This window comes from Clostridia bacterium, assembly GCA_028698525.1.
Classification (GTDB): domain Bacteria; phylum Bacillota; class Clostridia; order JAQVDB01; family JAQVDB01; genus JAQVDB01.
This window is the reverse complement of the sequence record JAQVDB010000037.1, coordinates 1-22,100: the sequence shown is the minus strand read 5'-3', so window position 1 is coordinate 22,100 and position 22,100 is coordinate 1. Positions and strand designations below refer to the sequence as shown.

At 37.1% G+C, this 22,100-nt stretch carries 23 protein-coding genes; 18 read left to right on the top strand and 5 right to left on the bottom strand.

Annotated features, from left to right (window positions below):
- The 3 genes from PHP06_06950 to PHP06_06940 all read left to right on the top strand — a co-directional run.
- A partial coding sequence (locus PHP06_06950) for a short-chain dehydrogenase (GenBank protein MDD3840297.1) occupies positions 1–109 on the top strand: 109 nt, incomplete at its 5' end.
- Between the two features lie 102 nt (positions 110–211).
- Positions 212–553 carry a protease complex subunit PrcB family protein gene (locus PHP06_06945; GenBank protein ID MDD3840296.1) on the top strand — a complete coding sequence of 114 codons (342 nt, stop codon included), beginning with the start codon at positions 212–214 and terminating at the stop codon, positions 551–553.
- A gap of 46 nt (positions 554–599) precedes the next feature.
- Positions 600–2,276: a response regulator gene (locus tag PHP06_06940; GenBank protein MDD3840295.1), complete on the top strand. Its 1,677-nt coding sequence runs from the start codon at positions 600–602 to the stop codon at positions 2,274–2,276.
- A 16-nt stretch (positions 2,277–2,292) separates the two neighbouring features.
- On the opposite strand, the gene PHP06_06935 is transcribed toward PHP06_06940, so the two are convergent.
- Positions 2,293–2,667: a class II SORL domain-containing protein gene (locus PHP06_06935; protein ID MDD3840294.1), complete on the bottom strand. Its 375-nt coding sequence runs from the start codon at positions 2,665–2,667 to the stop codon at positions 2,293–2,295.
- Positions 2,668–2,810: 143 nt separating this feature from the next.
- Here PHP06_06935 and PHP06_06930 point away from each other — a divergent pair, with 143 nt between their 5' ends.
- From PHP06_06930 to PHP06_06900, 7 genes are all read left to right on the top strand, one after another.
- A complete protein-coding gene (locus tag PHP06_06930) occupies positions 2,811–2,969 on the top strand; it encodes a hypothetical protein (GenBank protein MDD3840293.1) in 159 nt (52 codons plus the stop codon).
- Positions 2,970–3,110: 141 nt separating this feature from the next.
- The gene (locus PHP06_06925; protein ID MDD3840292.1) at positions 3,111–3,935 is read left to right on the top strand and encodes a hypothetical protein; all 825 of its coding nucleotides are present in this window, start codon (positions 3,111–3,113) and stop codon (positions 3,933–3,935) included.
- A complete protein-coding gene (locus PHP06_06920) occupies positions 3,889–4,932 on the top strand; it encodes a radical SAM protein (GenBank protein ID MDD3840291.1) in 1,044 nt (347 codons plus the stop codon). The genes PHP06_06925 and PHP06_06920 overlap by 47 nt, the downstream gene beginning before the upstream one ends.
- On the top strand, positions 4,913–5,620 hold the full coding sequence (locus PHP06_06915) for an SDR family NAD(P)-dependent oxidoreductase (protein MDD3840290.1): 708 nt from the start codon (positions 4,913–4,915) through the stop codon (positions 5,618–5,620). Before PHP06_06920 ends, PHP06_06915 begins: the two co-directional genes overlap by 20 nt.
- Before the next feature lie 99 nt (positions 5,621–5,719).
- Positions 5,720–6,169, top strand: coding sequence for a YhcH/YjgK/YiaL family protein (locus PHP06_06910; GenBank protein MDD3840289.1), 450 nt, complete (start codon positions 5,720–5,722; stop codon positions 6,167–6,169).
- Positions 6,170–6,255: 86 nt separating this feature from the next.
- Positions 6,256–8,244 (top strand): transketolase, encoded by a 1,989-nt coding sequence (tkt, locus tag PHP06_06905; protein ID MDD3840288.1) that lies wholly within the window; start codon positions 6,256–6,258, stop codon positions 8,242–8,244.
- A gap of 140 nt (positions 8,245–8,384) precedes the next feature.
- Complete coding sequence (locus PHP06_06900) at positions 8,385–9,059, top strand: ATP-binding cassette domain-containing protein (GenBank protein ID MDD3840287.1); 675 nt, start codon at positions 8,385–8,387, stop codon at positions 9,057–9,059.
- A 16-nt stretch (positions 9,060–9,075) separates the two neighbouring features.
- Here PHP06_06900 and PHP06_06895 read toward each other — a convergent pair whose 3' ends face one another.
- On the bottom strand, positions 9,076–9,714 hold the full coding sequence (locus tag PHP06_06895) for an MBL fold metallo-hydrolase (GenBank protein ID MDD3840286.1): 639 nt from the start codon (positions 9,712–9,714) through the stop codon (positions 9,076–9,078).
- A gap of 175 nt (positions 9,715–9,889) precedes the next feature.
- On the opposite strand from PHP06_06895, the gene PHP06_06890 reads away from it, so the two are divergent.
- The 5 genes from PHP06_06890 to hcp all read left to right on the top strand — a co-directional run bounded on the left by PHP06_06890 (position 9,890) and on the right by hcp (position 14,172).
- Entirely contained in the window at positions 9,890–11,047 is a 1,158-nt protein-coding gene (locus PHP06_06890; protein MDD3840285.1) for an AI-2E family transporter, read from the top strand.
- Positions 11,048–11,164: 117 nt separating this feature from the next.
- Positions 11,165–11,650 (top strand): hypothetical protein, encoded by a 486-nt coding sequence (locus PHP06_06885; GenBank protein MDD3840284.1) that lies wholly within the window; start codon positions 11,165–11,167, stop codon positions 11,648–11,650.
- Between the two features lie 176 nt (positions 11,651–11,826).
- Positions 11,827–12,006: a hypothetical protein gene (locus PHP06_06880; GenBank protein MDD3840283.1), complete on the top strand. Its 180-nt coding sequence runs from the start codon at positions 11,827–11,829 to the stop codon at positions 12,004–12,006.
- A gap of 108 nt (positions 12,007–12,114) precedes the next feature.
- Entirely contained in the window at positions 12,115–12,513 is a 399-nt protein-coding gene (locus PHP06_06875; protein ID MDD3840282.1) for an Rrf2 family transcriptional regulator, read from the top strand.
- A 12-nt stretch (positions 12,514–12,525) separates the two neighbouring features.
- Positions 12,526–14,172, top strand: a complete 1,647-nt coding sequence (gene hcp, locus PHP06_06870; GenBank protein ID MDD3840281.1) for a hydroxylamine reductase — start codon at positions 12,526–12,528, stop codon at positions 14,170–14,172.
- A gap of 62 nt (positions 14,173–14,234) precedes the next feature.
- Here hcp and PHP06_06865 read toward each other — a convergent pair whose 3' ends face one another.
- The 3 genes from PHP06_06865 to PHP06_06855 form a co-directional block, all read right to left on the bottom strand.
- Positions 14,235–15,776 (bottom strand): FGGY-family carbohydrate kinase, encoded by a 1,542-nt coding sequence (locus tag PHP06_06865; protein MDD3840280.1) that lies wholly within the window; start codon positions 15,774–15,776, stop codon positions 14,235–14,237.
- Positions 15,777–15,886: 110 nt separating this feature from the next.
- The gene (locus PHP06_06860; protein ID MDD3840279.1) at positions 15,887–16,546 is read right to left on the bottom strand and encodes a TetR/AcrR family transcriptional regulator; all 660 of its coding nucleotides are present in this window, start codon (positions 16,544–16,546) and stop codon (positions 15,887–15,889) included.
- A 47-nt stretch (positions 16,547–16,593) separates the two neighbouring features.
- The gene (locus PHP06_06855) at positions 16,594–17,964 is read right to left on the bottom strand and encodes an aldehyde dehydrogenase (GenBank protein ID MDD3840278.1); all 1,371 of its coding nucleotides are present in this window, start codon (positions 17,962–17,964) and stop codon (positions 16,594–16,596) included.
- Between the two features lie 388 nt (positions 17,965–18,352).
- On the opposite strand from PHP06_06855, the gene PHP06_06850 reads away from it, so the two are divergent.
- From PHP06_06850 to PHP06_06840, 3 genes are all read left to right on the top strand, one after another.
- Positions 18,353–19,828 (top strand): aminotransferase class III-fold pyridoxal phosphate-dependent enzyme, encoded by a 1,476-nt coding sequence (locus PHP06_06850; GenBank protein ID MDD3840277.1) that lies wholly within the window; start codon positions 18,353–18,355, stop codon positions 19,826–19,828.
- A 31-nt stretch (positions 19,829–19,859) separates the two neighbouring features.
- A complete protein-coding gene (locus PHP06_06845; protein MDD3840276.1) occupies positions 19,860–21,053 on the top strand; it encodes a class II aldolase/adducin family protein in 1,194 nt (397 codons plus the stop codon).
- A 335-nt stretch (positions 21,054–21,388) separates the two neighbouring features.
- On the top strand, positions 21,389–22,100 hold a 712-nt coding region (locus tag PHP06_06840), incomplete at its 3' end, for an FGGY family carbohydrate kinase (GenBank protein ID MDD3840275.1).

Below are 22,100 nucleotides of genomic sequence, written 5' to 3'. Positions count from 1 at the left end.
AGGATGTACCGTTAAAGATGTTGCGAAAGCCATATTTTATATAATAGAACAAGAATATGAAACGGGGCAGGCAGTGCCTGTGACAGGTGGGCAGATAATGTTGAATTAAATATATTATTTCATAGCTGCAGGCTACAAAGCCTGCAGTATTTATTAATATTTTGTTTAGTCCATGTATAAAATATTATAAAGTAGTTTAGGGGTGATGATCATGGACAAACAGGTAGTGGAGATTTTAACAGAGGAAGATTTAAAAACAACAGATATGGAATGTCTCAATAAAGGTATACATGTTATAGGACAATATATTATTATTTCTATGGGGAAGAAACAAACAACAGGTTATAGAGTAGAGATAAAAAGCATAAAAAGGCAAGAAGATCATTATGTTATAGAAGTTGCTTTTAGATCTCCTTCCAAACATAGCATTCTCATACAACAGATAACTAATCCGCAAATAGCGATTAAAAAGATCACTACGCGCCCTATAAAAATAAAAGTGTTTTATGGAGATGGATCAGATAGATTGGAAAATGAGGCATACATATTGTAGTACACTTAATAAAGCTGGGGTTTAAAAAGGAAAGAGATGGTAGGAGATGTTACAGAAAGAACAAAAGGAATTGGCTGAAAAATGGCGAGTCATGTTTTTAGAGGAAATGGATATAAAGATAAACAAGGCGTTACAGGACTTGATGAGCTACTTGCTACAGCCCAGCAGAGATTGTTTATCCGAGTTAAAAAATTTTTTTCATACTGTGAAGGGGACAGCTTTAACATTGGGATTCAAGGAGATAGGAAAATTAGGAGAAAAATACCAGCAGTATGTTGATGGGGTTATGGATGATAGATCCGATATTTCTACGGATAAGATAGTGTATGATCTGTTTATGGGTATGGCACAAATATATCAAAAGATACAGGAATTAAAAGAAGAATCTCATCCAGACACAGATCAGGCAGTCAAGAGTTATATAGAGGATGATCAGTACCAGAATATGACTAAAAGTGGTAGATTGCTCATAGTAGACGATGATATAGTGATACTGGATTATCTTGAGAAATTGTTTACTCAGCAAGGATATGATGTCCATATATCTTCAAAATCCACCGAGGTGATGAATGTTATTCGTTCCAGTAACTTAGATCTTATACTGCTGGACATAATGATGCCAGGCAAGAACGGATTTGAAGTGTTAGAACAGATAAGAAGCGAGAGGCTAGACATCCCTATAATATTTTTGACATCTCAAAACCTGCCGGAAGAAAGGATTAAGGCATTAAAAGCAGGGGCTGATGATTATATAACAAAGCCCTTTGATAAGGATGAATTGATAGCTAGAGTGGATAGGATACTGGAGAGGACGGGTAAGGGGAAAACTCATGTATTTATAGACGAATTAACAGGAACATATACAAAAAAATACTTTAGGAAACGGGCTGAAGAAGAAATAGACAAGTTTATTAAAGATGGTAGGGTTTTTTCTGTAGTGTTTATCGATATAGATGATTTTAAATATATAAATGATACATATGGGCATTTGGCGGGGGATTATGTACTTAAAGAATTTTCCCGGATATTGATGAAGAACCTGAGGGAATCAGATCAATTATACCGGTTTGGAGGAGATGAGTTTCTGGCATTGTTTCCTGAGACTACTGCAGAACAGGCTTTTGAAGTGATAGAGAGAATTAGAAGAATAGTAGCTCAAAGTGATTTCAGATATAAGAACTGGGAAACAATATTTGTTTCATACAGTGCCGGAATTGAACAGATATCCTATGTGGATCAGCCGATAGAGCAAATTTTAGAGAATGCGGATGTTGCCTTATACGCAGCTAAGAAGGCGGGACGATGCAGGACTGTCCTTTCTAGTCAAGTGAAAGAATCGTTACCCTCGTTTACCAAGGCCATCCTGATCGCAGGTGTGGAAAGCGTAATGAATCAGCTTATAAAAATAAGGCTTATATCCCAGAATTATAATGTACAGGTTGCAAGCAACAGCACCCAAGCGATAGAACTGGGAATGAATATTAAACCTAGTTTGATGATAATAGACTTATCAATCCCTGACCAGGGAGGGCTTGAAGTATGCAGGTGTATAAAGGAGAGCCTGGAAACAAAAGATACCAAGATTATAATGGCGATACCCCGGATGAATAAAGACGATATTATAAGATGTTTTGAACTGGGAGCAGATGATTACGTTGTTAAGCCTTTTTCGCTGTTTGAACTGGAAATGAAAATCAAAAATTTATTAATAGAAGTAAAATAACCTCCAAAATCGGAGGTTATTTTACTTCTATAGCAGTGCTGTTTTGCCATACACCATGCAGGTTGCAATAACTCAATACGTAAATTGTCCCTGAATTTTTAATATTTAATGATGCGGAAGCAAAAGGATGTGTGAAAATATCCCCTTCCCCATGGGCAGAGAAATTGAAAGTAGCTATTTCCACCGGAAATTTAGAATTTTCAGGCAGGAAAAAGAGCTTAAACCATTCTATATGGTGTTCTAGTGTATTAGGATGTGCAATTTCATCTCCCAAGGATAATTTTATTTCAACTTTTTCGCCTGCAGCGATTTTTTGGGGTGCATGTATTATTGGTACGTGTTTTTCATTTTTCCAATCACCAGTTTTTATAGTTTCTCCAAAAAATGCCATTTTGGAATTCCTCCTCTTTTTCAATGTATTAATTCCTTTATACCCTACTGGAACTAAAGTAATCATAATGTATAAAAGAATGGATATTTTTTTAAAAAAATGAAAAGAATATAATCGAATCATAACTATAAGGGGTGAAAAAGATGGAAGATTTGAGTTGTTCTATATGCGGGTGTCCGATTGAACGGGAAATGTGTGATAGCTGTCCTGAATGTGAGGGCTGGGTGTGTGATGAGTGTACGCCCTTATATGATGGGTATTGTGAAGGTTGTTATAATGAGTTTATAGATGAATATGAGTGAGGTGCGGGAAGCAGTGGAACTTTGAGTTTCGCTGCTTTTTTAAAATGTGGTATTATTATTGTAGATGGATCAATGAACGGCACAGGGGGACTGTCCCCTTGTGTCGTTTGAATTGTAATATTTAGAAGAGGGGGAGCAAGATTGATATATATTGTAACGGCGCTGGCTATTGAAGCCCGGCCCCTTATAAAGCATTTTGGATTAAAGAAAACAGGCTATAATTTTTTCAGAGAGTACGCTTCAGGGGATATATTGCTCGTAATCAGCGGTACTGGCAAGATAAATTCTGCTTGTGCTGTTAGTGATATTCTATCCAGACATCAGCCGGGCAGCAGGGATGCTATAATAAACTTTGGAATATGTGGTTCAGTTGATGCTGATTGTAACAAGGGGGAAACTTTTTTTATAAATAAAGTGGTGGACAATGATACCCAAAGAGTGTATTATCCTGATATAATGATAGACCATGGGATGCAGGAGGCCGGTTTGCGTACATATTCCATGCCTGTTGCTTTTGATGATTGTAAACAATCCGAGGAATTTGTAGATATGGAGGGTTCAGGCTTTTTTCAGGCAGCTTCTCACTACCTAGGACCTCATAGTATATATGTTATAAAGATCCTGTCTGACTTTTTGAATGAGACGAAATTGGACAGGGATTTTATTAGGCAGATGATAGAGAGCAAATTATATCAAATAGAGACTGTTTTATATGACATAAAAAAAATGCTGGAAATATCAGAAAAACAATTGTTGAACCAAAAAGAACAAAAGCTGATCAGTGATATCAAAAACAACTTAAATCTGACAGTTTCTCAAAAGCATTTATTGGACGATATAGCCAGTCAGTACAAGATCAGGACTAATAAAAGTTTGGATTTTTTAGAGGAATATAGTTGTAAGAGGGTGACCACAAAGCATGAAAGGAATAAATTGTTTGGGCAGATCAAGGCAAGGCTTACTTAGTAGATACTCCCATGTTTATGTAGAGAAAGATGCGTATAATTATCCGTATACTTATGAAATACTGGATAAATTCAGCTGTTCACAAAAGATTATAATAGATGAATACAGGAACTTATTCAACCGTCCCAGGCAGGATTTCTTTTTGCAGAAGCAGTCTCAAAAATTAATACTGGCAGTAAAACCCGGAGATTTTTTATATCCGGGACCCGATGTTTGTGAGGACTTTGGGTTTAACAATTTTTATTATTGTTCTACTACTATAAATTGTATCTATAATTGTGATTATTGTTTTCTTCAAGGCATGTATAATTCCGGGAATATAGTTGTTTTTGTGAACATAGATGATTTTTTTGATGCTGTGGATCAGGCAACAGCAGATAAAAAGGTTTACCTTTGTATATCATATGATTCAGATATATTGGCACTTGAAAATATAACGGGTCAGGCATCCAGATGGATAAAATATGCTAGAGGCAATGATAATCTGCTGATAGAGATAAAGACCAAGAGCGCCAACTATTCTTCCATAGCAACATTAGAGCCTACCGGCAATGTGATACTGGCATGGACTTTGTCTCCCCATCAGGTTTGGCAAAAGTATGAACACTGTACACCTTCGCTTTCAGCGAGGATTAAATCGGCCAAGGATGCTTTACAGGATGGCTGGAAGGTAAGGTTATCTATTGAACCTGTGATAGAGATTGAAGGTTGGGAAAAAGTCTATTCGGAGTTTATCCACCAAATATTTCAAGAAATAGATGCAGACAGATTATTGGATATAAACTCGGGTGTGTTCAGAATGAGCAAAGATCAGGTAAAAAGGATTAAAAAGATGAGAAAAGATACCGATGTTTTTGCGTATCCCATGATGTGTAAGGATGGTATAATGACATATATGCCCGACAGAGAAAAATACATGAAACAATTTATATATCAGCATCTGCTTGAATACTGTAACAAAGAGAAGGTGTTTATCTATGAAGACAGCGATTGTTAGTGGAGCTTCTTCCGGTATAGGACTTGAGATCACAAGGAAGCTCCTTGATATGGGTTTTAGAGTTTATGGATTAGCCAGGGATTTTTCAAAAGTGGATCTTCAAAATAAAAATTTTATATGTATCAGCATAGATATAAGTGACATGAATGCCTTGGAGAAAAGCGTAAAAAAACTTCTAAAAACCGAAAAACAAATAGATTTATTGGTGAATAATGCAGGTGTGGGTTATTTCGGACAGCACCAAGATATAAAAATCACCATGATAAAACAGATGGTGGATACAAATTTGCTTGCACCTATGGTACTTTCCAAACTATTGTTGAGAAGCATAAGGAAATCTAAAGGCTGGATAATAAACATAGGCTCCACAGCTGGGTTAAAAGCAAGTCCTTTTGGATGTGCTTATGCTGCTACCAAGGCAGGGATTAGGCATTTTAGCTTAAGCCTCTTTGAGGAGATAAGAAAGAGCGGGGTTAGAGTGGTGAACATCAGCCCTGATATGACTAAAAGCGATTTTTATAAAAATGCGGATTTTAAAGAGGCAGAAAATGAGGAAGCTTATCTAACTACTCGGTGCATAGCAGATATGTTGGAGACTATTCTGAATCAGAGGGAATATACTGTCATAACTGATATAACTATGAATCCTCAAAAACATCAAATATATAGAAAAAAGGCTAAAACTTGATTGTAGTCCGTTTTGATAGCATATCGACAAATGTATTGATATCATTAGTTGTTTTGATATAAAATGTGAATAGTGATTATAATTTGGGAGGAGTTTAACATGATAATTGATAGGTTAGAAAACAAGAATTTATATTCTGGATTAGGAAATAATGTAGCCAAAGCTTTAGATTTTTTGAAGAATAGTGATTTTTCCAACATGTCCCCAGGGAGGTATGAAATAGATGGGGAAGATGTATTCGCTATGGTAAGCGAATATCAAACAAAGCCAAAACAGGAGGGAGTATGGGAAGCCCATAGGCGTTATATAGATATTCAATTTGTTGCTGATGGAATAGAAGGGATAGGATATTCTCATTTATCTGAGCTTGAAATTACCCAGGATTATGATAGCGACGGGGACTGTCTCTTGCTTGCTGGAGAGGGAGATTTTTTTGTGGCCAAAAAGGGCACATTTGCCATATTATATCCTGAAGACGGTCATATGCCTGGCATAGAGGTGGAGCAGCCATCCAAAGTTAAAAAGGTTGTGGTCAAAGTTCTGGTATAATTCATAGCATTTAACAGTGGTTATGCTATAATAAATAACTAGGGATAACTTTAAGAGTATAAAGAAAAACAGGAGGAGATGATAATATGAACAATGCCATAGAAAACAAATGTGTTAACACTATTAGATTTCTTTCAGTGGATGCTATAGAAAAGGCTAAATCAGGGCATCCGGGCTTACCTATGGGAGCGGCTCCAATGGCATATACAGTCTGGGCAAAGCATATGAAATTTAATTGTGATAATCCTGACTGGGCCAATAGGGACAGATTTGTGTTATCAGGTGGACATGGCTCTATGCTTTTGTACTCGCTATTACACTTATGTGGATTTGATATGACCCTTGAAGATATAAAAAATTTTAGACAATGGGGCAGCAAGGCTGCAGGTCATCCTGAATATGGTGAAGCGGAAGGGATAGAGATGACTACAGGTCCGCTAGGGCAAGGACTGAGTACAGCGGTGGGCATGGCGATAGCAGAACAATTTCTTGCGGAGAATTTCAATAGGCCAGGATATAGATTGGTTGATCATTATACATATGTCATTGCAGGAGATGGAGATATGATGGAAGGCATTACATCCGAAGCTTCATCCATTGCAGGACATTTAAAGCTGGGGAAATTGATATGTCTGTACGATGATAATGAAATAAGTATCGAGGGAAGCACTGATATCGCTTTCACTGAAGATGTAGCCAAGAGATATGAAGCGTACGGCTGGCAGGTAATCAAAGTTAAAGATGGAAATGATATAAATGCTATAGATGACGCAATTTCTCAGGCTAAAGAAGAAGAAGATAAACCTTCGTTGATTATTGTTCCGACTATTATAGGATATGGTTCTCCTGCAAAACAAGGTACAGCAGATGTTCACGGTGCGCCTTTAGGTAAAGATGAAGTGATAAATGCCAAGAGAAACCTTGGATGGCCGGAAGATAAGGAGTTTTATATACCTGATGATGTAAAAGAACATTTTGAAGATATAAAACAAAGAGGCAAAAAACTTGAACAACAATGGAACGATTTATGGCAAAGATATCAAAAGGAATATCCGGAACTTGCAGACAAATGGAATAAATGGTTTACAGGCGAAATAATCCAGGGCATAGAGAATGATCCATCTCTATGGGATTTCGATGGGGATATGGCAACCAGAAAATCTTCTGGGATAGTGCTCAATAAGATTGCAGATAAAGTGACCAATTTAATCGGGGGCTCTGCAGACCTAGCACCATCAAACAATACAAATATGAAAGACAAGGGAGATTTTACTCCCGAAACAAGGACGGGCAGGAATCTTCATTTTGGAGTAAGAGAGCATGCTATGGGTTCCATAATAAATGGTATAACCTTGCATGGAGGCTTGAGAGCCTTTGGTGCTACATTCCTAGTCTTTGCCGATTATATGAGACCTGCTATAAGGTTGGCAGCATTGATGAAACAGCCGGCTATATATGTATTTACACATGATAGCATAGCTGTGGGAGAAGACGGACCTACTCATCAACCAATAGAGCATTTGGCTTCTTTGAGAGTTATACCGGGACTTACAGTTATACGACCTTGTGATGCCAAAGAGACAGCAGATGCTTGGGTGGCTGCTATCAAGAACACTGAAGGACCTACAGCTCTCATATTAACTAGACAAGGGCTTCCTACTATAGATAAACTGCCGGAAGACTCCATAAAGGGAGGCTACATACTCAAGGATTCAGAGAAGGATATGCCTGATGTAATACTCATGGCCAGCGGTTCTGAAGTATCCCTTGTGATGAATGCTAGCCAACAGCTCAAGGATAAGGGCATTGATGCAAGAGTGGTGAGTATGCCTAGCTGGGAGATATTTGATAAACAGTCTGAAGAATATAAGAACAAGGTGTTGCCGGATAACGTTAAGACAAGAGTGGCAGTTGAAGCTGGTAGCACAATGGGCTGGCATAAATATGTAGGCGATCAAGGAGTAGTTATCGGAATAGATAGATTTGGTGCATCAGCTCCCGGGGATGTAGTAATGGAGAAGTTCGGATTTACTGTAGAAAATGTGGTAAAAAATGTGATGGATCTGATTAAATGATTTGTAGATTAGAACATTGATAAAAACTGTTTCTGGTATTACCAGAAACAGTTTTTTAATGTTTAAATTTTCCCATTATGTTATAATACAAATATTATAAAATTCTTTTCCATTGGCAAGGTGATAATGATTTGATTCAGATGAAGAATGTAAGCAAACTTTATAATAGAGCTTTTTTATCCATAGAAGCTTTAAAAGATGTGAATTTTACTATAAAGAGAAATGAATTCATATCTATATTGGGAGAGTACGGCTCTGGGAAGAATACTCTTTTCAATATAATCGGTTTTATAGATAAGCCTTCCAAAGGCACTTATCTCTTTTGTGATGAGGATACTTCTGTCTTTTTGCCGGATGAGGCCAGAGATATAAGGGATAGATATTTTAGTTTTATCTATGAAGATGTGGTTCTCATGGAGGGCTTTACAGTGGAGCAGAATATTAATATAGCGTTTGAAATTTTTGATAAAACATCTGGCGATAAAAATAGACTGATTAAAAGGGCATTGAATATTATGGGCATCAGTCATAAGTTGAGTGAATATGTAGAAAACCTTTCCCTCCTGGAACAAAGAAAGGTGCAGATAGCTGCTGCCATTGCAAGAGATACTCATATATTGATGATAGATGAGCCTGCTTGTCACCTTGGCGAAGATTCTGCTGATCAATTAATGCAAGATTTGAGAAACATACATGAAATGGGAAAAACCGTGATAGTGGTTACAGAGCACCAGAGAATTGCTGAACAAACAGGCAGAATTTTATATATGAATGATGGAAAATTAGTATATGATAAAGTACAGAAAAACAAGTAAAGTTCACATATTTCTATCACAATGCCTTGAGATAAGGATTTTTTAAAATTTCATTTTTTATAGTGCTGTTTATCCCATGCCCGGGATAAAGGATAAAACTTTGGGGTAAAATTAGCACTTTATTGATTAAAGAATCTTTCAGGTCTTGGGCATTTGCCCCAGGGAAATCTTTGGTTCTTCCAATATACCCTGAAAATAATGTATCCCCTGAAAATAACGCATCGTAAGTAGCATAGCATACGCTTCCGCTGGAATGTCCCGGAGTGTGTATAGTTTTTATGTCTAAATTACCTACTTTTATTATATCCCCATCTTCAACAATGCCATCAGCATCCACTTGTACAACTGGTCTTTTATAGGATATCAAAGAGAGATTTTTTTCAGGATCGGTAAGCATTTGCCTATCCCTTTGATGAATCAATATATCTGCACCTGTATAATCCTTAAATTTTTTAAGGGCTGTAATGTGATCGTAATGCCCGTGAGTCAATAATATATATTCAATATCCAGACTGTTTTGCTCTATATATTTGCGTGCTTTGTCGAAATTTCCCGCAGGGTCGATTATTGTACCTTTTTTGCTCATAGTATCGTGTACAATATAACAATTGACCATCATAGGACCTGCGATCAGCTTTTTAACCATGTATTCCATTATACGTCAAGACTCCTTCGTGTATTTAAAATATCATATCTAAAATTTTAATAAAAAATCACAGCTTATGCAACCTATATTTGCATTTTTGTTATAAACTCTAAAATAAAAGGGTAGAATCATTAAAAAAAGTCAGATATAATGTATAATGAGAAAAGATGTGAGAGGAAACCATATGAAAATAAAATTTGATAAAAAATATTTAAAATATAGTTTATACGCATTTCTTACCATAACTCTTTCCATCATTGTTTTTAAGATTATATACAATATCGATGATATATTTAGAGTATTTGCAACTTTTTTCAACTTTATATTTAAACTCCTTGCTCCTTTTATCATCGGGTTTTTTATCGCTTATATATTAAATCCAGGAGTAAGATACTTAGAAAAGAATGTTTTCTTTCAAAAACGCCCTGCCAGAATTTTGAGTATAATAACTGTATATCTCATAGTTTTTGGGACTGTAACCCTTATAAGTATATCGGTGGTCCCCAGGCTAGCAGAAAATATAGCCAATTTGATAGATAAGATACCTGGATTTGCTAAAGAAATAGAGAAAATGGTGTTGAACTTTGTTTCTAACCCTGTTGTGAACAAATACTATGATGTAAATTTTCAGTTGAACAATATCATAGATTCATACACGTCCAATATCAGTGAATTTTTGCAGGTTACTATGAGTGATCTTATCAAGGGAGTGCTTTCCGTTACCTCTGGTGTAATAAATACAATACTTGGATTTATAATTGCATTTTATATGTTGAATGATAAAGAAAAGTTTATCAATATGTTCAACAAATTACTACAGACAATGTTAGAAGACAGCGTAATAGATAATTTAAATTATTTTGTAATGGAAGTAAACGAGATATTTTCCAAGTTTATTGTTGGGAAGGCACTAGATTCTTTTATAATAGGTATCTTGTGTCTTATAGGTCTTCTGATAATGAAGATAGAATTTGCGTTACTTATAAGTGTTATAGTGGCTATTACAAATATGATACCTTATTTTGGGCCTTTTATAGGAGCAGTTCCCGCAGTGATACTTGCATTGTTTGACGGTCCCATATACGGGGTTTGGGTGGCATTATTTATACTTGCCCTTCAACAGTTTGACGGGCTTATACTGGGACCGAAGATATTAGGGGACAGTGTGGGACTCAGTCCGTTTTGGGTGATTTTTTCTATAATTGTTGGTGGCGGTCTTTTTGGTGTTTTAGGAATGTTTTTAGGTGTTCCTGCCATGGCGGTGGTAAGACTGGTTATATCCAAACTAGTAAATAAGAGGATTAAAGCCAAAAAAAGCGAGCAGTCCGGCATAATTACTTGATGGTTGTTGTAATTTTTTAACGGAAAAAGGATAAAAAGAATGTGTTAATCGACACCTGATTTCTACAAAAAATATATCCCTTTTATGCTAAATTTATATATGAGGGGGTATATGCATATGAAGAGAATTTTTAAACGGGGACTTTTTGGATATAAGATAAAAGAGGTAGAGCAGTATATAAATGATATGAGAAAAGACTATGAGGACAACCTCTCCAGACAGAGAGACAGAATATTGGACCTAAATGAGGAAAATAGGAGTTTAAAGCAAAGTCTTGAGACTGCTAGATTAGAAACAGAGAAGATAAAGGAGAATGAAAAATTTATATGCAATGCATTAGTTAAGGCGGAACAAAAGGCTGAGGCTATAATAGAGGAAACCAAATTAAAGACTATGCAAGAAATTGAAAAAATTGAGTTGGAAAAGAAAAAGTACAAAAAAAGATTTGAGCGGGCTAGGCAGGAACTGATTGATTTTGAAAAATCCATCCTTATCATCATGGATAAGTTCCAGTCGGAGATAAATTTGCTGGAAGGACAAAAACTGATGGAAGAGTTGGATAAAAAGGAAATGGAAGAAGTAAAGAAAATAAGCGCTTTATAATGTTTTTTATAATTGACTATATTTCAAAGGCTAGCGGATATTTTGTATATACTTCCTATAATAAAGTTTTAAAAGACAATTTAATTTTTATTATTTTAAAAATCCGAGTTTATTTTATTCAATAAAAACTAATAATAATAAATGAAACGACAAAATATAGTGGGAAGGTGATTTGTTTGGCAAGTTATCTGAGGCCTAAGGAAATAGCATCTAGGGATGGGATATATTATTTTAGAAATAATTCTATATATTTAAAAGCGGGACAGGCGATGCCTGCTTTTGAAAACGGATCACAGGACAGTATTATAAAGATGGAATCTGACGGGGTATTTAACAATTGGAGATTTATAGATTAAAAAAATTGCGGGGAAACCGCAGTTTTTTTTAATTATTCTTGACAAACAGGTATTTAGGTATTACAATACTCAAATAGGAGGTGGTTAATTTTGCCGGGAGTTGTGCACATGTCGGAGATGGTTTCTATAGCTTTGCACAGCATGGTGTTGATTGCCGCACAGAAAGATGGAAATTTGAATGCCAAAAAGATATCGCAAAAGATCGGGGCATCAGAATTTCATGTATCAAAAGTGATGCAAAGACTGGTAAAAACTAATTTTATACGTTCGGTGCGAGGACCTAAAGGAGGGTTTTATCTTGCTAAGCCTCCGGAACAGATCAAACTTTTGGATATTTATACTGCTATAGAAGGCCCGATACCGAATGAACAAAAATGTCCGGCAAACTGCAAGGTATGCGCTTTTAAAAAGTGTTTATTTGGAGGAGTGCCTCAGCAATTAAATCAACAGTTTAAACAATATTTAGCTAGCAAGAAATTAAGTGAACTTATAAATTATTTAAAATAAAAAAATGGGGGTATCAAAATGTTCTGTTATCAATGTCAAGAAACTGTTAAAGGCAAAGGATGTACTGTGAGAGGAGTATGTGGAAAGACTCAGGATGTGGCCGGCCTTCAAGACTTATTGATATATACTTTGAAAGGCATTGCTTTTTACAATAATAAGGCCAAAGGGTGTGGCATCCACAGGGAAGATGCTGATAAATTTATCGTTCAAGGATTATTTTCCACTATCACCAATGTAAATTTTGATAAGAAAGTGTTTATGGATAAGATTAAACAGGCTTTAGCGTTAAGGGAGGACATCAAAAAAGAGATTGAAGATCAAGGCTGTCAATTGGCAGATGATGTTCCAGATGCTGCCCTTTGGCAAGGAGAAACTCAAGAAGATTTTGAAAGCAAAGTTGAACAAGTAGGCATACTTTCGGTAGAAAATGAGGACATAAGGTCGTTAAAGGAGTTATTGATATACGGCATTAAAGGTATGGCAGCATATGTACATCATGCAGAGGTATTAGGATATCAAGAAGAGCAAATATACAATTTTATGCAGAAGGCTCTGGTTGAAACTTTGAGAGAGGATATAGGTGTTGAAGAATTATTAGGATTGATCATGGAATGCGGGAAATATGGCGTAGATGCTATGGCTCTTTTAGATAAAGCAAACACAACGACCTATGGCAATCCTGAAGTAACTGAAGTAGATATAGGAGTAGGACAGAATCCCGGTATTTTGATAAGTGGACACGACCTCAAGGATTTGGAAGAGCTGCTGGAGCAAACGCAGGGAACAGGTGTTGATGTATATACTCACGGTGAGATGCTTCCTGCCAATTACTATCCTGCCTTTAAGAAGTATCCTAATTTCGTAGGTAATTATGGAAATGCATGGTGGAAGCAAAATGAGGAGTTTGAAAAGTTTAACGGTCCTATACTGATGACTACAAACTGCCTTGTTCCGCCTAAAGCATCCTACAAGGATAGATTGTATACTACAGATGTAGTAGGATTTGAAGATGTAAAGCACATACCTGATAGAAAAGATGGAAAACAAAAAGATTTTTCTGAGATAATAGAGCAGGCTAAAAAGTGTGCTCCTCCTGAAAGATTAGAAGATGGAAAGATTGTAGGCGGTTTTGCACACAATACAATAGACAGCGTAGCGGATAAGGTAGTGGAGGCTATAAACAGCGGGGCTATAAAGAAGTTTATCGTGATGGCCGGGTGTGATGGGCGAATGAAGAGCAGGGAATATTATTCAGAATTTGCACAAAAGCTGCCTGAAGATACTGTTATATTGACTGCAGGTTGTGCTAAGTACAGGTATAATAAACTGAATTTAGGGGATATAGGAGGGATCCCAAGAGTATTGGACGCAGGACAATGCAACGATTCATATTCTCTTGCACTCACAGCACTTAAGCTGAAAGAGGCCTTTGGGTTGGAGGATATAAATGAGCTTCCCATATCCTACAATATCGCATGGTATGAACAGAAAGCTGTGATAGTGTTGCTTGCGCTGCTGTATTTAGGAGTTAAGAACATCCATCTTGGACCTACACTGCCAGCATTTCTATCGTCTAATGTTGTTAATGTATTGGTAGAAAAGTTCGGAATAGCAGGAATCACTGATGTGGATAGCGACATAGAAAAGATGGCTAGATAAAAAAGAACAGGCTTAAGCCTGTTCTTTTTTATTGCTATCATGCACTGATTATATTTATTGTATCAATGGACTTGTCTATTTAGAATGCCAAAGCTCTTTCTATTATTTTTGTATAAGGTTTTGAATACTCTAAAGTGTTTGTCATGAGCCGACTTGTTGCTGGCATTGGGGTAATAGTGTTTTCTGGTTTTGATTAAGTTTTTCACATCTTCTATCTTGTTTATCATACCAATCCCAACTGCTGCAACTGCCGCTGCACCGACTGCGCCTACGTTTTGGGGATTATCTACTGTTTGGATTTGACGGCCGATCACGTCTGAAAGAACCTGGCAGGTAAGTGGAGCTAAAGCACCTCCACCTACAAAGCGTATCGTATTAGAGGTTTTCACTTTTTTTTCTTGAGCTTCCAGCTGCCATCTCAAATGATAACAAACCCCTTCAATGACGGCGTGTATCAGTTGGTTTCTACCTGTAGCTAGACTTATATTAAAAAATATTCCACGTGCGTTAGAATCCTCGAAAGGGCATCGATTGCCGTGTAGCCATGGAGTAAAAATAACTCCATGGCTGCCAGCAGGAACATCTTTTATTAAATGCATCATATAATCATACTTATCCAGCGCCAGATAATCCTTTATCCACTCCAGACATTTGCCTGCCGTTTCAAGTTCGGCGAAATAGTTGAAGGATTTAGGGTTTGCACCAACTATAGATGCTATCATAGATTGAGTGTCTACAATCTGTTTGTCAACCACAGTTGAAACCCAGCCGGAAGTGCCTATATATATATGGGTGCTGCCTTGTTCAACTGCACCTGCACCTATACCTATAAGGGATGCGTCTCCGCCACCACCGAATACAGGAGTACCTTTTTTTATGCCTAGCTGAATGGCGGCCTGGTCTGTTACACATCCTACCATGTCAGTGCAATTGACTATTTCAGGGAGATGTTCCATATTGACCTCAAGCATTTTACATATTTCTTTGCTAAAGCCTTCTCTGCCTTTTCGAGTATCATAGAGCAGCGTAGCAAAAGCACTATCTTGTGTCATTACAAATTTGCCGGTGCATTTACAAATTAAGAACTCTTTTACATCCAACCATTTATATACTTTTTTGAAGTTATCAGGTTCATGGCGTTCCACCCATTTGTACTTCCATACAGGATCTTTTGCGCTAGCTGCCACAGCTCCGGTGATTTTCAAAGATTTGAGAAGCTTGAATATGTTTGCTCCAGCTACTTGTAGGCCGTTAGCTATTCCTTCCATCAGTTCAGCCTTTGCCCTCTGGTCCATGTAACTCATCGCAGGGCGTATAGGCTCACCATCATTATCCACAAGGACAAGCCCTTGCATTTGAGAGCAAAAGGAGATTCCCTCTATTTCTTTAGCGGGAATACTGCCTTGTTCAAGCACTTTTTTTGTTGTGCTGCACATGGCTTTCCACCAATCATAAGGGTCCTGTTCAGCGCCGCCGTTTTTCATAATATAAAGGTTGTAGCCTTGCATGGCACTGGCCACAAGCTTTATCGTGTTGGAAATTTCAAACACACAGGTCTTTATTCCGGTAGTTCCTACATCATATGTGATCACATGAAGGGCCATATATTAACCTCCTTTTCAGCTTAACGCATAAAAAAGTCAGTCAAAACTATGGTGTTTTTGTAAAGTTACTATTGATAACTGCACATCTATGCAATGATTTGAAGGATTTTTTATTGATTATTCCAGAAAAAAGCTCCCTTTATAAATTTCATCAGTTGCTCTACGACTAAATCATCTTTATCAAAAATATCCTGATCCACAAACATCTTAAAGCGCTCTTTATAATATTCGCAGGAGTAGGAAAACTGCAACAGCATAAAAAGATTGTCTAGAAAGAAAGCAAATAATTTTGCGTCAGCATCTTGCCTTATTTTACCTTCCCGTTGGGCTTGTTCTATCAATGACGAATAAAGTTTGGCAGTTAAACCTTCCATATCGGAAACTATCTTCCATACAAGTTCAGAGTGATTTTCAGTAGCCATTTCGTTGTAAAGCTTTGTCAAATCCGCATTGCTGCGTGAGTAGGACTGTATCGCTTTAATTATTTTTTCTATTTTGTTGAACAAATCCCCCTGGCTGCATATTATTTCTTCCAAAACTGTCTTTAGAGTTTCAACGCCTAAATGTATAGTTGTCAAATACAAATCTTCTTTGCTGCTGAAATATGTATACATTGATCCTATACTGATTCCGGCCCTTTCGGCTATATAGTTTATGTTAGCCCCATCAAAACCGTGTTCTGCAAATTCGTTTATTGCCGCTTTGAGTATTTTGTTCCTTTTTTCTTCTGGAATTCTATCAAAAGATTCTTTATGATAATTAAAAGCCATCAATGTCACCTCGTAATGTCAATTTTTTGCATATTAAATATTGCTATTTATCCAAGAAATTTTTTAAGTATTTTTAATTTGTTTTCAAATGGGGGATATCTTAGTTGTATATCCAATAAATTTGATTTTTTTAAAATGCTCTTTGTATGGCTGAAAGTTTCAAATGATTTTTTGCCGTGATACTCACCCATACCACTATTTCCTACACCACCGAAAGGCATATTAGGATTTGCAAGATGTACTATCGTATCATTTATACAACCTCCTCCAAAGGATATATTTTTTAGTATTTTTGCCTGATTTGTTTTGTTTGATGAGAAAAAATAAAGGGCAAGGGGTTTGGGTCTATCGTTTATCATTTGAATGACCTGCTCTAAACTGTCATATTCCAATATAGGTAATATAGGGCCGAATATCTCTTGCTGCATTATAGGGTGTTCCCATGAGACCATATCCATTATTGTAGGTTCTATTTTGAGCGTGTTCTCATGGCATTTTCCTCCTACGACAATTCTGCCATCTTGCATCAAGTTGTTAAGTCTGGCCCAATGTTTATGGTTTATGATTTTAGGGAGCTCTTTATTTTCAACAGGATGATCACCATAAAACTCTTTGATATAATCACCCATTAAATTTATAATCTGATCTTTGTCATCTTTATGTACTAGCAAATAATCAGGAGCAACGCAGGTTTGGCCTGCATTTAAAAATTTACCCCAGACAATCCTCTTGGCTGCCATTTGCATATTGGCTCCTCTATCTACAATGCAGGGGCTTTTCCCCCCTAACTCAAGGGTTATAGGGGTTAAATATTTAGAGGCGGACTGCATTACGATTTTGCCTACTTCGATGCTCCCGGTAAAAAATATATAATCAAATTTATGGGTAAGCAGATCTTGGTTTGCTTCTCTTCCTCCCAGAACTACAGTGATATAGGATTTATCAAAATATTCAGCTATCATATTTGCGATTAGTTCTGAAGTGTTAGGGGAATATGCTGATGGTTTTACCACAGAACAATTGCCTGCAGCCATAGAGCCGATCAGGGGAACCAAGCTGAGCTGAAAGGGATAGTTCCAGGGAGACATAATCAGGGATATTCCATATGGTTCGTGGTATATATAGCTGCTGGAGATAAAATGCATGAGAGGTGTTCTTACTTTTTTAGGCTTTGCCCACTTTTTCAAATTTTTTATAGTGAACTTGAGTTCCTCCAGTACCATTCCTATTTCAGTTTCATAGGATTCAAAGGGGGATTTATTCAGATCTTTTTCTAAAGCTGTCATTATTTGTTTTTCATTATTTTCTATGGCATATTTCAATAATTTTAGTTTTTCTATCCGAAATGACAAGTCTTTTGTTTTGCCTGTTTTAAAATAATCTCTCTGTTTTTGCAATATCATTTCAATATCTGACATATATATAACCCCTTTCCGTTTTACTAGCCAAGTTTTTTAGTTGAACTTTTGTCAGAGCAATTGACTACCTTGTTAAAGATATGTCTACGTATAATAGATATTTTCGATGGGTATTCTCGGTTTAATAATGTTGATCATAAAAGTTGATGCATTAGTCATTGGAGAGTGAGTGAATGCTCACTCTTATTTTATCATACTGTAAAAAATTTGCAATACAAACTTTAAAAGTTTCCAGATGTAGTGAATAACTGGTAATATTTGTTTGACCTTTATTGCATACAATGCTATAATGAAATCAATGAGTGAGTATTCACTCACTCAAAAATTAAATAAGCTGAAGGTAGGTCTTTGTTGTTTAGAGGCTTACAAAGCAGAATGGAGGATGTATATGGATAGAAGGTTTGCTATTTCAGAATATCCCGATGCTGCTGCAGTGACCAGGCAACTTGACCGACTTATCGAAAAACCCATCTATACTATCAAACCAGAAGCTTTAAAATCTTATGTAGAAGAATATTACCAAAAGAAATGTGCAAAATCCAAAGAAATGATTGAACAAGCAAAAAAAATAATTCCCGGTGGAGTACAGCATAATCTTGCTTTTAACTATCCGTTTCCCCTAGTGTTCACCAAGGCTGAAGGAGCTTACTTGTATGACATAGACGGCAACAAATATTATGATTTTCTGCAGGCGGGGGGACCTACAGTATTGGGCAGCAACCCTGTCCAAGTGCGTAGCAAGGTGATTGAGCTTTTAAATGATTGCGGCCCCTCTACAGGGCTTTTTCATGAATTTGAATATAAGATTGGGAAGAAGATTTCTGAAAGCATGAAATCAGTGGAAATGTTCAGAATGCTAGGATCAGGAACTGAGGCCTGCATGGCAGCTATACGAGTTGCACGTCTTGCTACAAAAAAGAAAAATATCATCAAGATGGGTGGAGCTTATCACGGTTGGAGCGATCAGCTTGCATACGGGATACGTGTTCCAGGCTCAAAATGGACTCAAGCCCATGGAGTTCCCCGTTTTTGTTTTAAGCATACACAAGAGTTTTTCCCAAATGATTTGAATGACCTTGAAAGAAGATTGCGATTTAACAAGGCGCGTGGAGGGACAGCTGCTGTATTTATAGAGCCTGTAGGCCCTGAAAGCGGTACAAGACCCGTTGACAAGGATTTCAACAAGGGGGTTGAATACCTCTGCCGTAAATATGGTGCGCTTCTTGTGTTTGATGAGGTTGTGACCGCATTTAGAATAGGTATGGCGGGAGCGCAAGGTTATTTTGATGTTTCTCCTGATTTGACTATATTCGGGAAAGTCATTGCCGGAGGGTATCCAGGTGCAGGGGGCTTGGGTGGCAAGAAAGAATACATGAAGTATCTGGCGGCAGGAATACAATCGGGTGACAAGCATAAAAAGGCACTGGTAGGAGGTACTATGGCGGCAAATCCCCTCAGCTGTGTTGCTGGTTATTATACATTATGTGAGATTGAGATGACTAATGCAGCGCAGAAGGCGGGAAAAATGGGCGATAAGTTGATAAAAGGTTTACAAGAACTTATTAAAAAATATGACTTACCCTTTGTAGCTTTTAATCAAGGTTCCATCTGCCACCTAGAGACTGTTGGAACTATGCATTTTTCAATTGACTGGTCAAGACCTTGGCAAATTCCTAAAGTTATAAGGGCTACCTCTGAACGTAAAAAAGAGATGGAACACATGGGTGCCGCATATATGGCAGAAGGGATTGTTACTTTGGCAGGCAGCAGGCTTTACACCAGTGCAGCCTATGATGAAGAAATGATTGACGATGTGCTCAAAAGATTTGAAAATGTATTTAAAAATGTAGGCCTGAAAGCATAGAGGTTTATCTATTTAAAAGGGGAGGTTTACCATGGATATAAATGAGGCCAAGGAGTTGGTTATACAGGCAGGTGAGAAGTTGGTCCGGTCTGGACTTATTGCTCGTACATGGGGAAATATAAGCTGCCGTATAGATCAAAACCATTTTGCTATAACTCCCAGTGGCAGGGACTATCTGTCGCTTACTCCTGAACAAATAGTAGTTGTTGAGATAGAGGATGGCAGCTATAACGGTAATATAAAGCCATCGTCTGAAAAAGGGATACATGTTGAAGTTTATAAACTTAACCCTGAAATTAATTTTATTATACATACTCATCAGCAAAATGCTTCTGTAGTGAGCGCTTTAGGCTTGGATTCTATCGAAGTAGCCGATGAATTTTTTTACCTAGGAGGCCAAGTGATATGTGCACCGTATGCTCTCCCTGGGACTAAAAAGTTGCACCGCAATGTATCTGATGCAGTGGTCCGTTCGAGAGGAAAGGCAGTTATTATGAAAAACCATGGGGCTCTTTGTATAGGTGAAAACTATCAAGAGGCATTTATGGTAGCATCACAGCTGGAAGATGCTTGTGATAGATTTGTAAAGGAACAATACCTTAAAGTCAGTGGACAGACTGATTTTGACCCATATCAAATGAGGAGTTTTGCTCTTTCCCGTTTGCGCAGGAAGGATAAGATCGATGAAGACTGTATACCAGGTCATGATTATCAAAGCCAGCGGACACAAAAAGGATTTATTTTGTATCAAACCCCGGGGGAAATTATAGAGGTTGGGCTCGAAGGTTCGGATACTCCTCTTTCCCAAGAGGCCGAGATTCACAGATCTATTTATAACAAATATAAAAATATCAATCATATAATACATGCTAACACTCCAGATTTTATGACAGTATCTTGTGCAGGTATAAATCTCCGACCGCTTCTTGATGATTTTGCACAGATTGCAGGAACCTTGGTGAAAAATGTAGAAAGCGATACTGCTCGAATTGTGGCAGCACTTAGAAGATGTTCTGTAGTCTTTGTTTGCAACAATGGAGCCTTATGCTGTGGTAATTCTGAACAAGATGCTGTTGCTGTCAGGATGGTGACGGAAAAAGCTTGTAAAGCTTTGATAGCAGCTTCTTTTATAGGAGAAATAAAACCCATAAATCGTTTAGAGTGTAGTTTGATGCGGTTTGTATATTTAAAAAAATATTCAAAGCAAGCAAATAACAAGTTATAGGGCAAATATTTTATAACAAAAGGGTTCTTTTACTAAAGAGAACCCTTTTGTTATAAAATATTTATATAGATAAACAAAATTGCACTTTACAACAAAGTTGTACCGTGGTATAATTAAATCAAAATAATATATAGTTATAGTTTGTTATGTACATTTCCGATTAACTTTCAAATCATCTAAAGATTACCAACCGTAGAAAAGTTTCAACTATTCTGTATGTCATCCAATTTAATTCTAATCTTTTATTTTTCAACAGGAGTCTAAGCCAATTGACGAAAGGGGGAGGATAATTAAACCTTTATAGTTTTTAAGTAAAAAAAGGAGGGCTTTGTAATATGTCTAGACCTCAATATATTATTTCTCATGACGTGGGAACCAGCAGCAACAAGGCGGTATTGATAGGGCTGGATGGGAAGATCAAGGCCTACTGTACTCAAGGATATCCTATTCATTACCCACAGGTCAATTGGGCTGAACAAGATCCGGAGGATTATTGGAATGCTGTATGTCATACCACTAAAAAAGTTATGCAGCAAGGAGATGTGTCGTCTTCAGACATTGCGGGTGTGATATTTACAACCCAGACAATAGGGATAATTCCGATGGATGGGAACAAAAGATGCTTGCGTCCTGCGATAATATGGATGGACGGACGTGCTTCGAAACAGGCTGATCAAATAATGAGCAAGTTTGGAGGAAGGGGGATATTTTCTAATATAGTAGGTACAGCCATTACAGGGAAAGATGGTTTAGCGAAGTTGCTCTGGATCAAACAGAACGAGCCGGATGTTTATAAAAAGACCGAGTATTTTCTAGATGTAAATGGTTATTTGACATTTAAAATGACTGGACGTCAAGTGTATGAGTGGTCATGTGCTTCTACTATAGGGTTTGACTTGAAAAAGAATGACTGGATGAGAGGGATCATAAGGTATATAGGATTGGATTTAAATAAGTTTCCTGAACTGGTGCGTTCCACAGATAGGGTAGGTGGTATTACAAGGGAAGCAGCTGAACAATGCGGATTGCTGGAAGGTATTCCTGTAT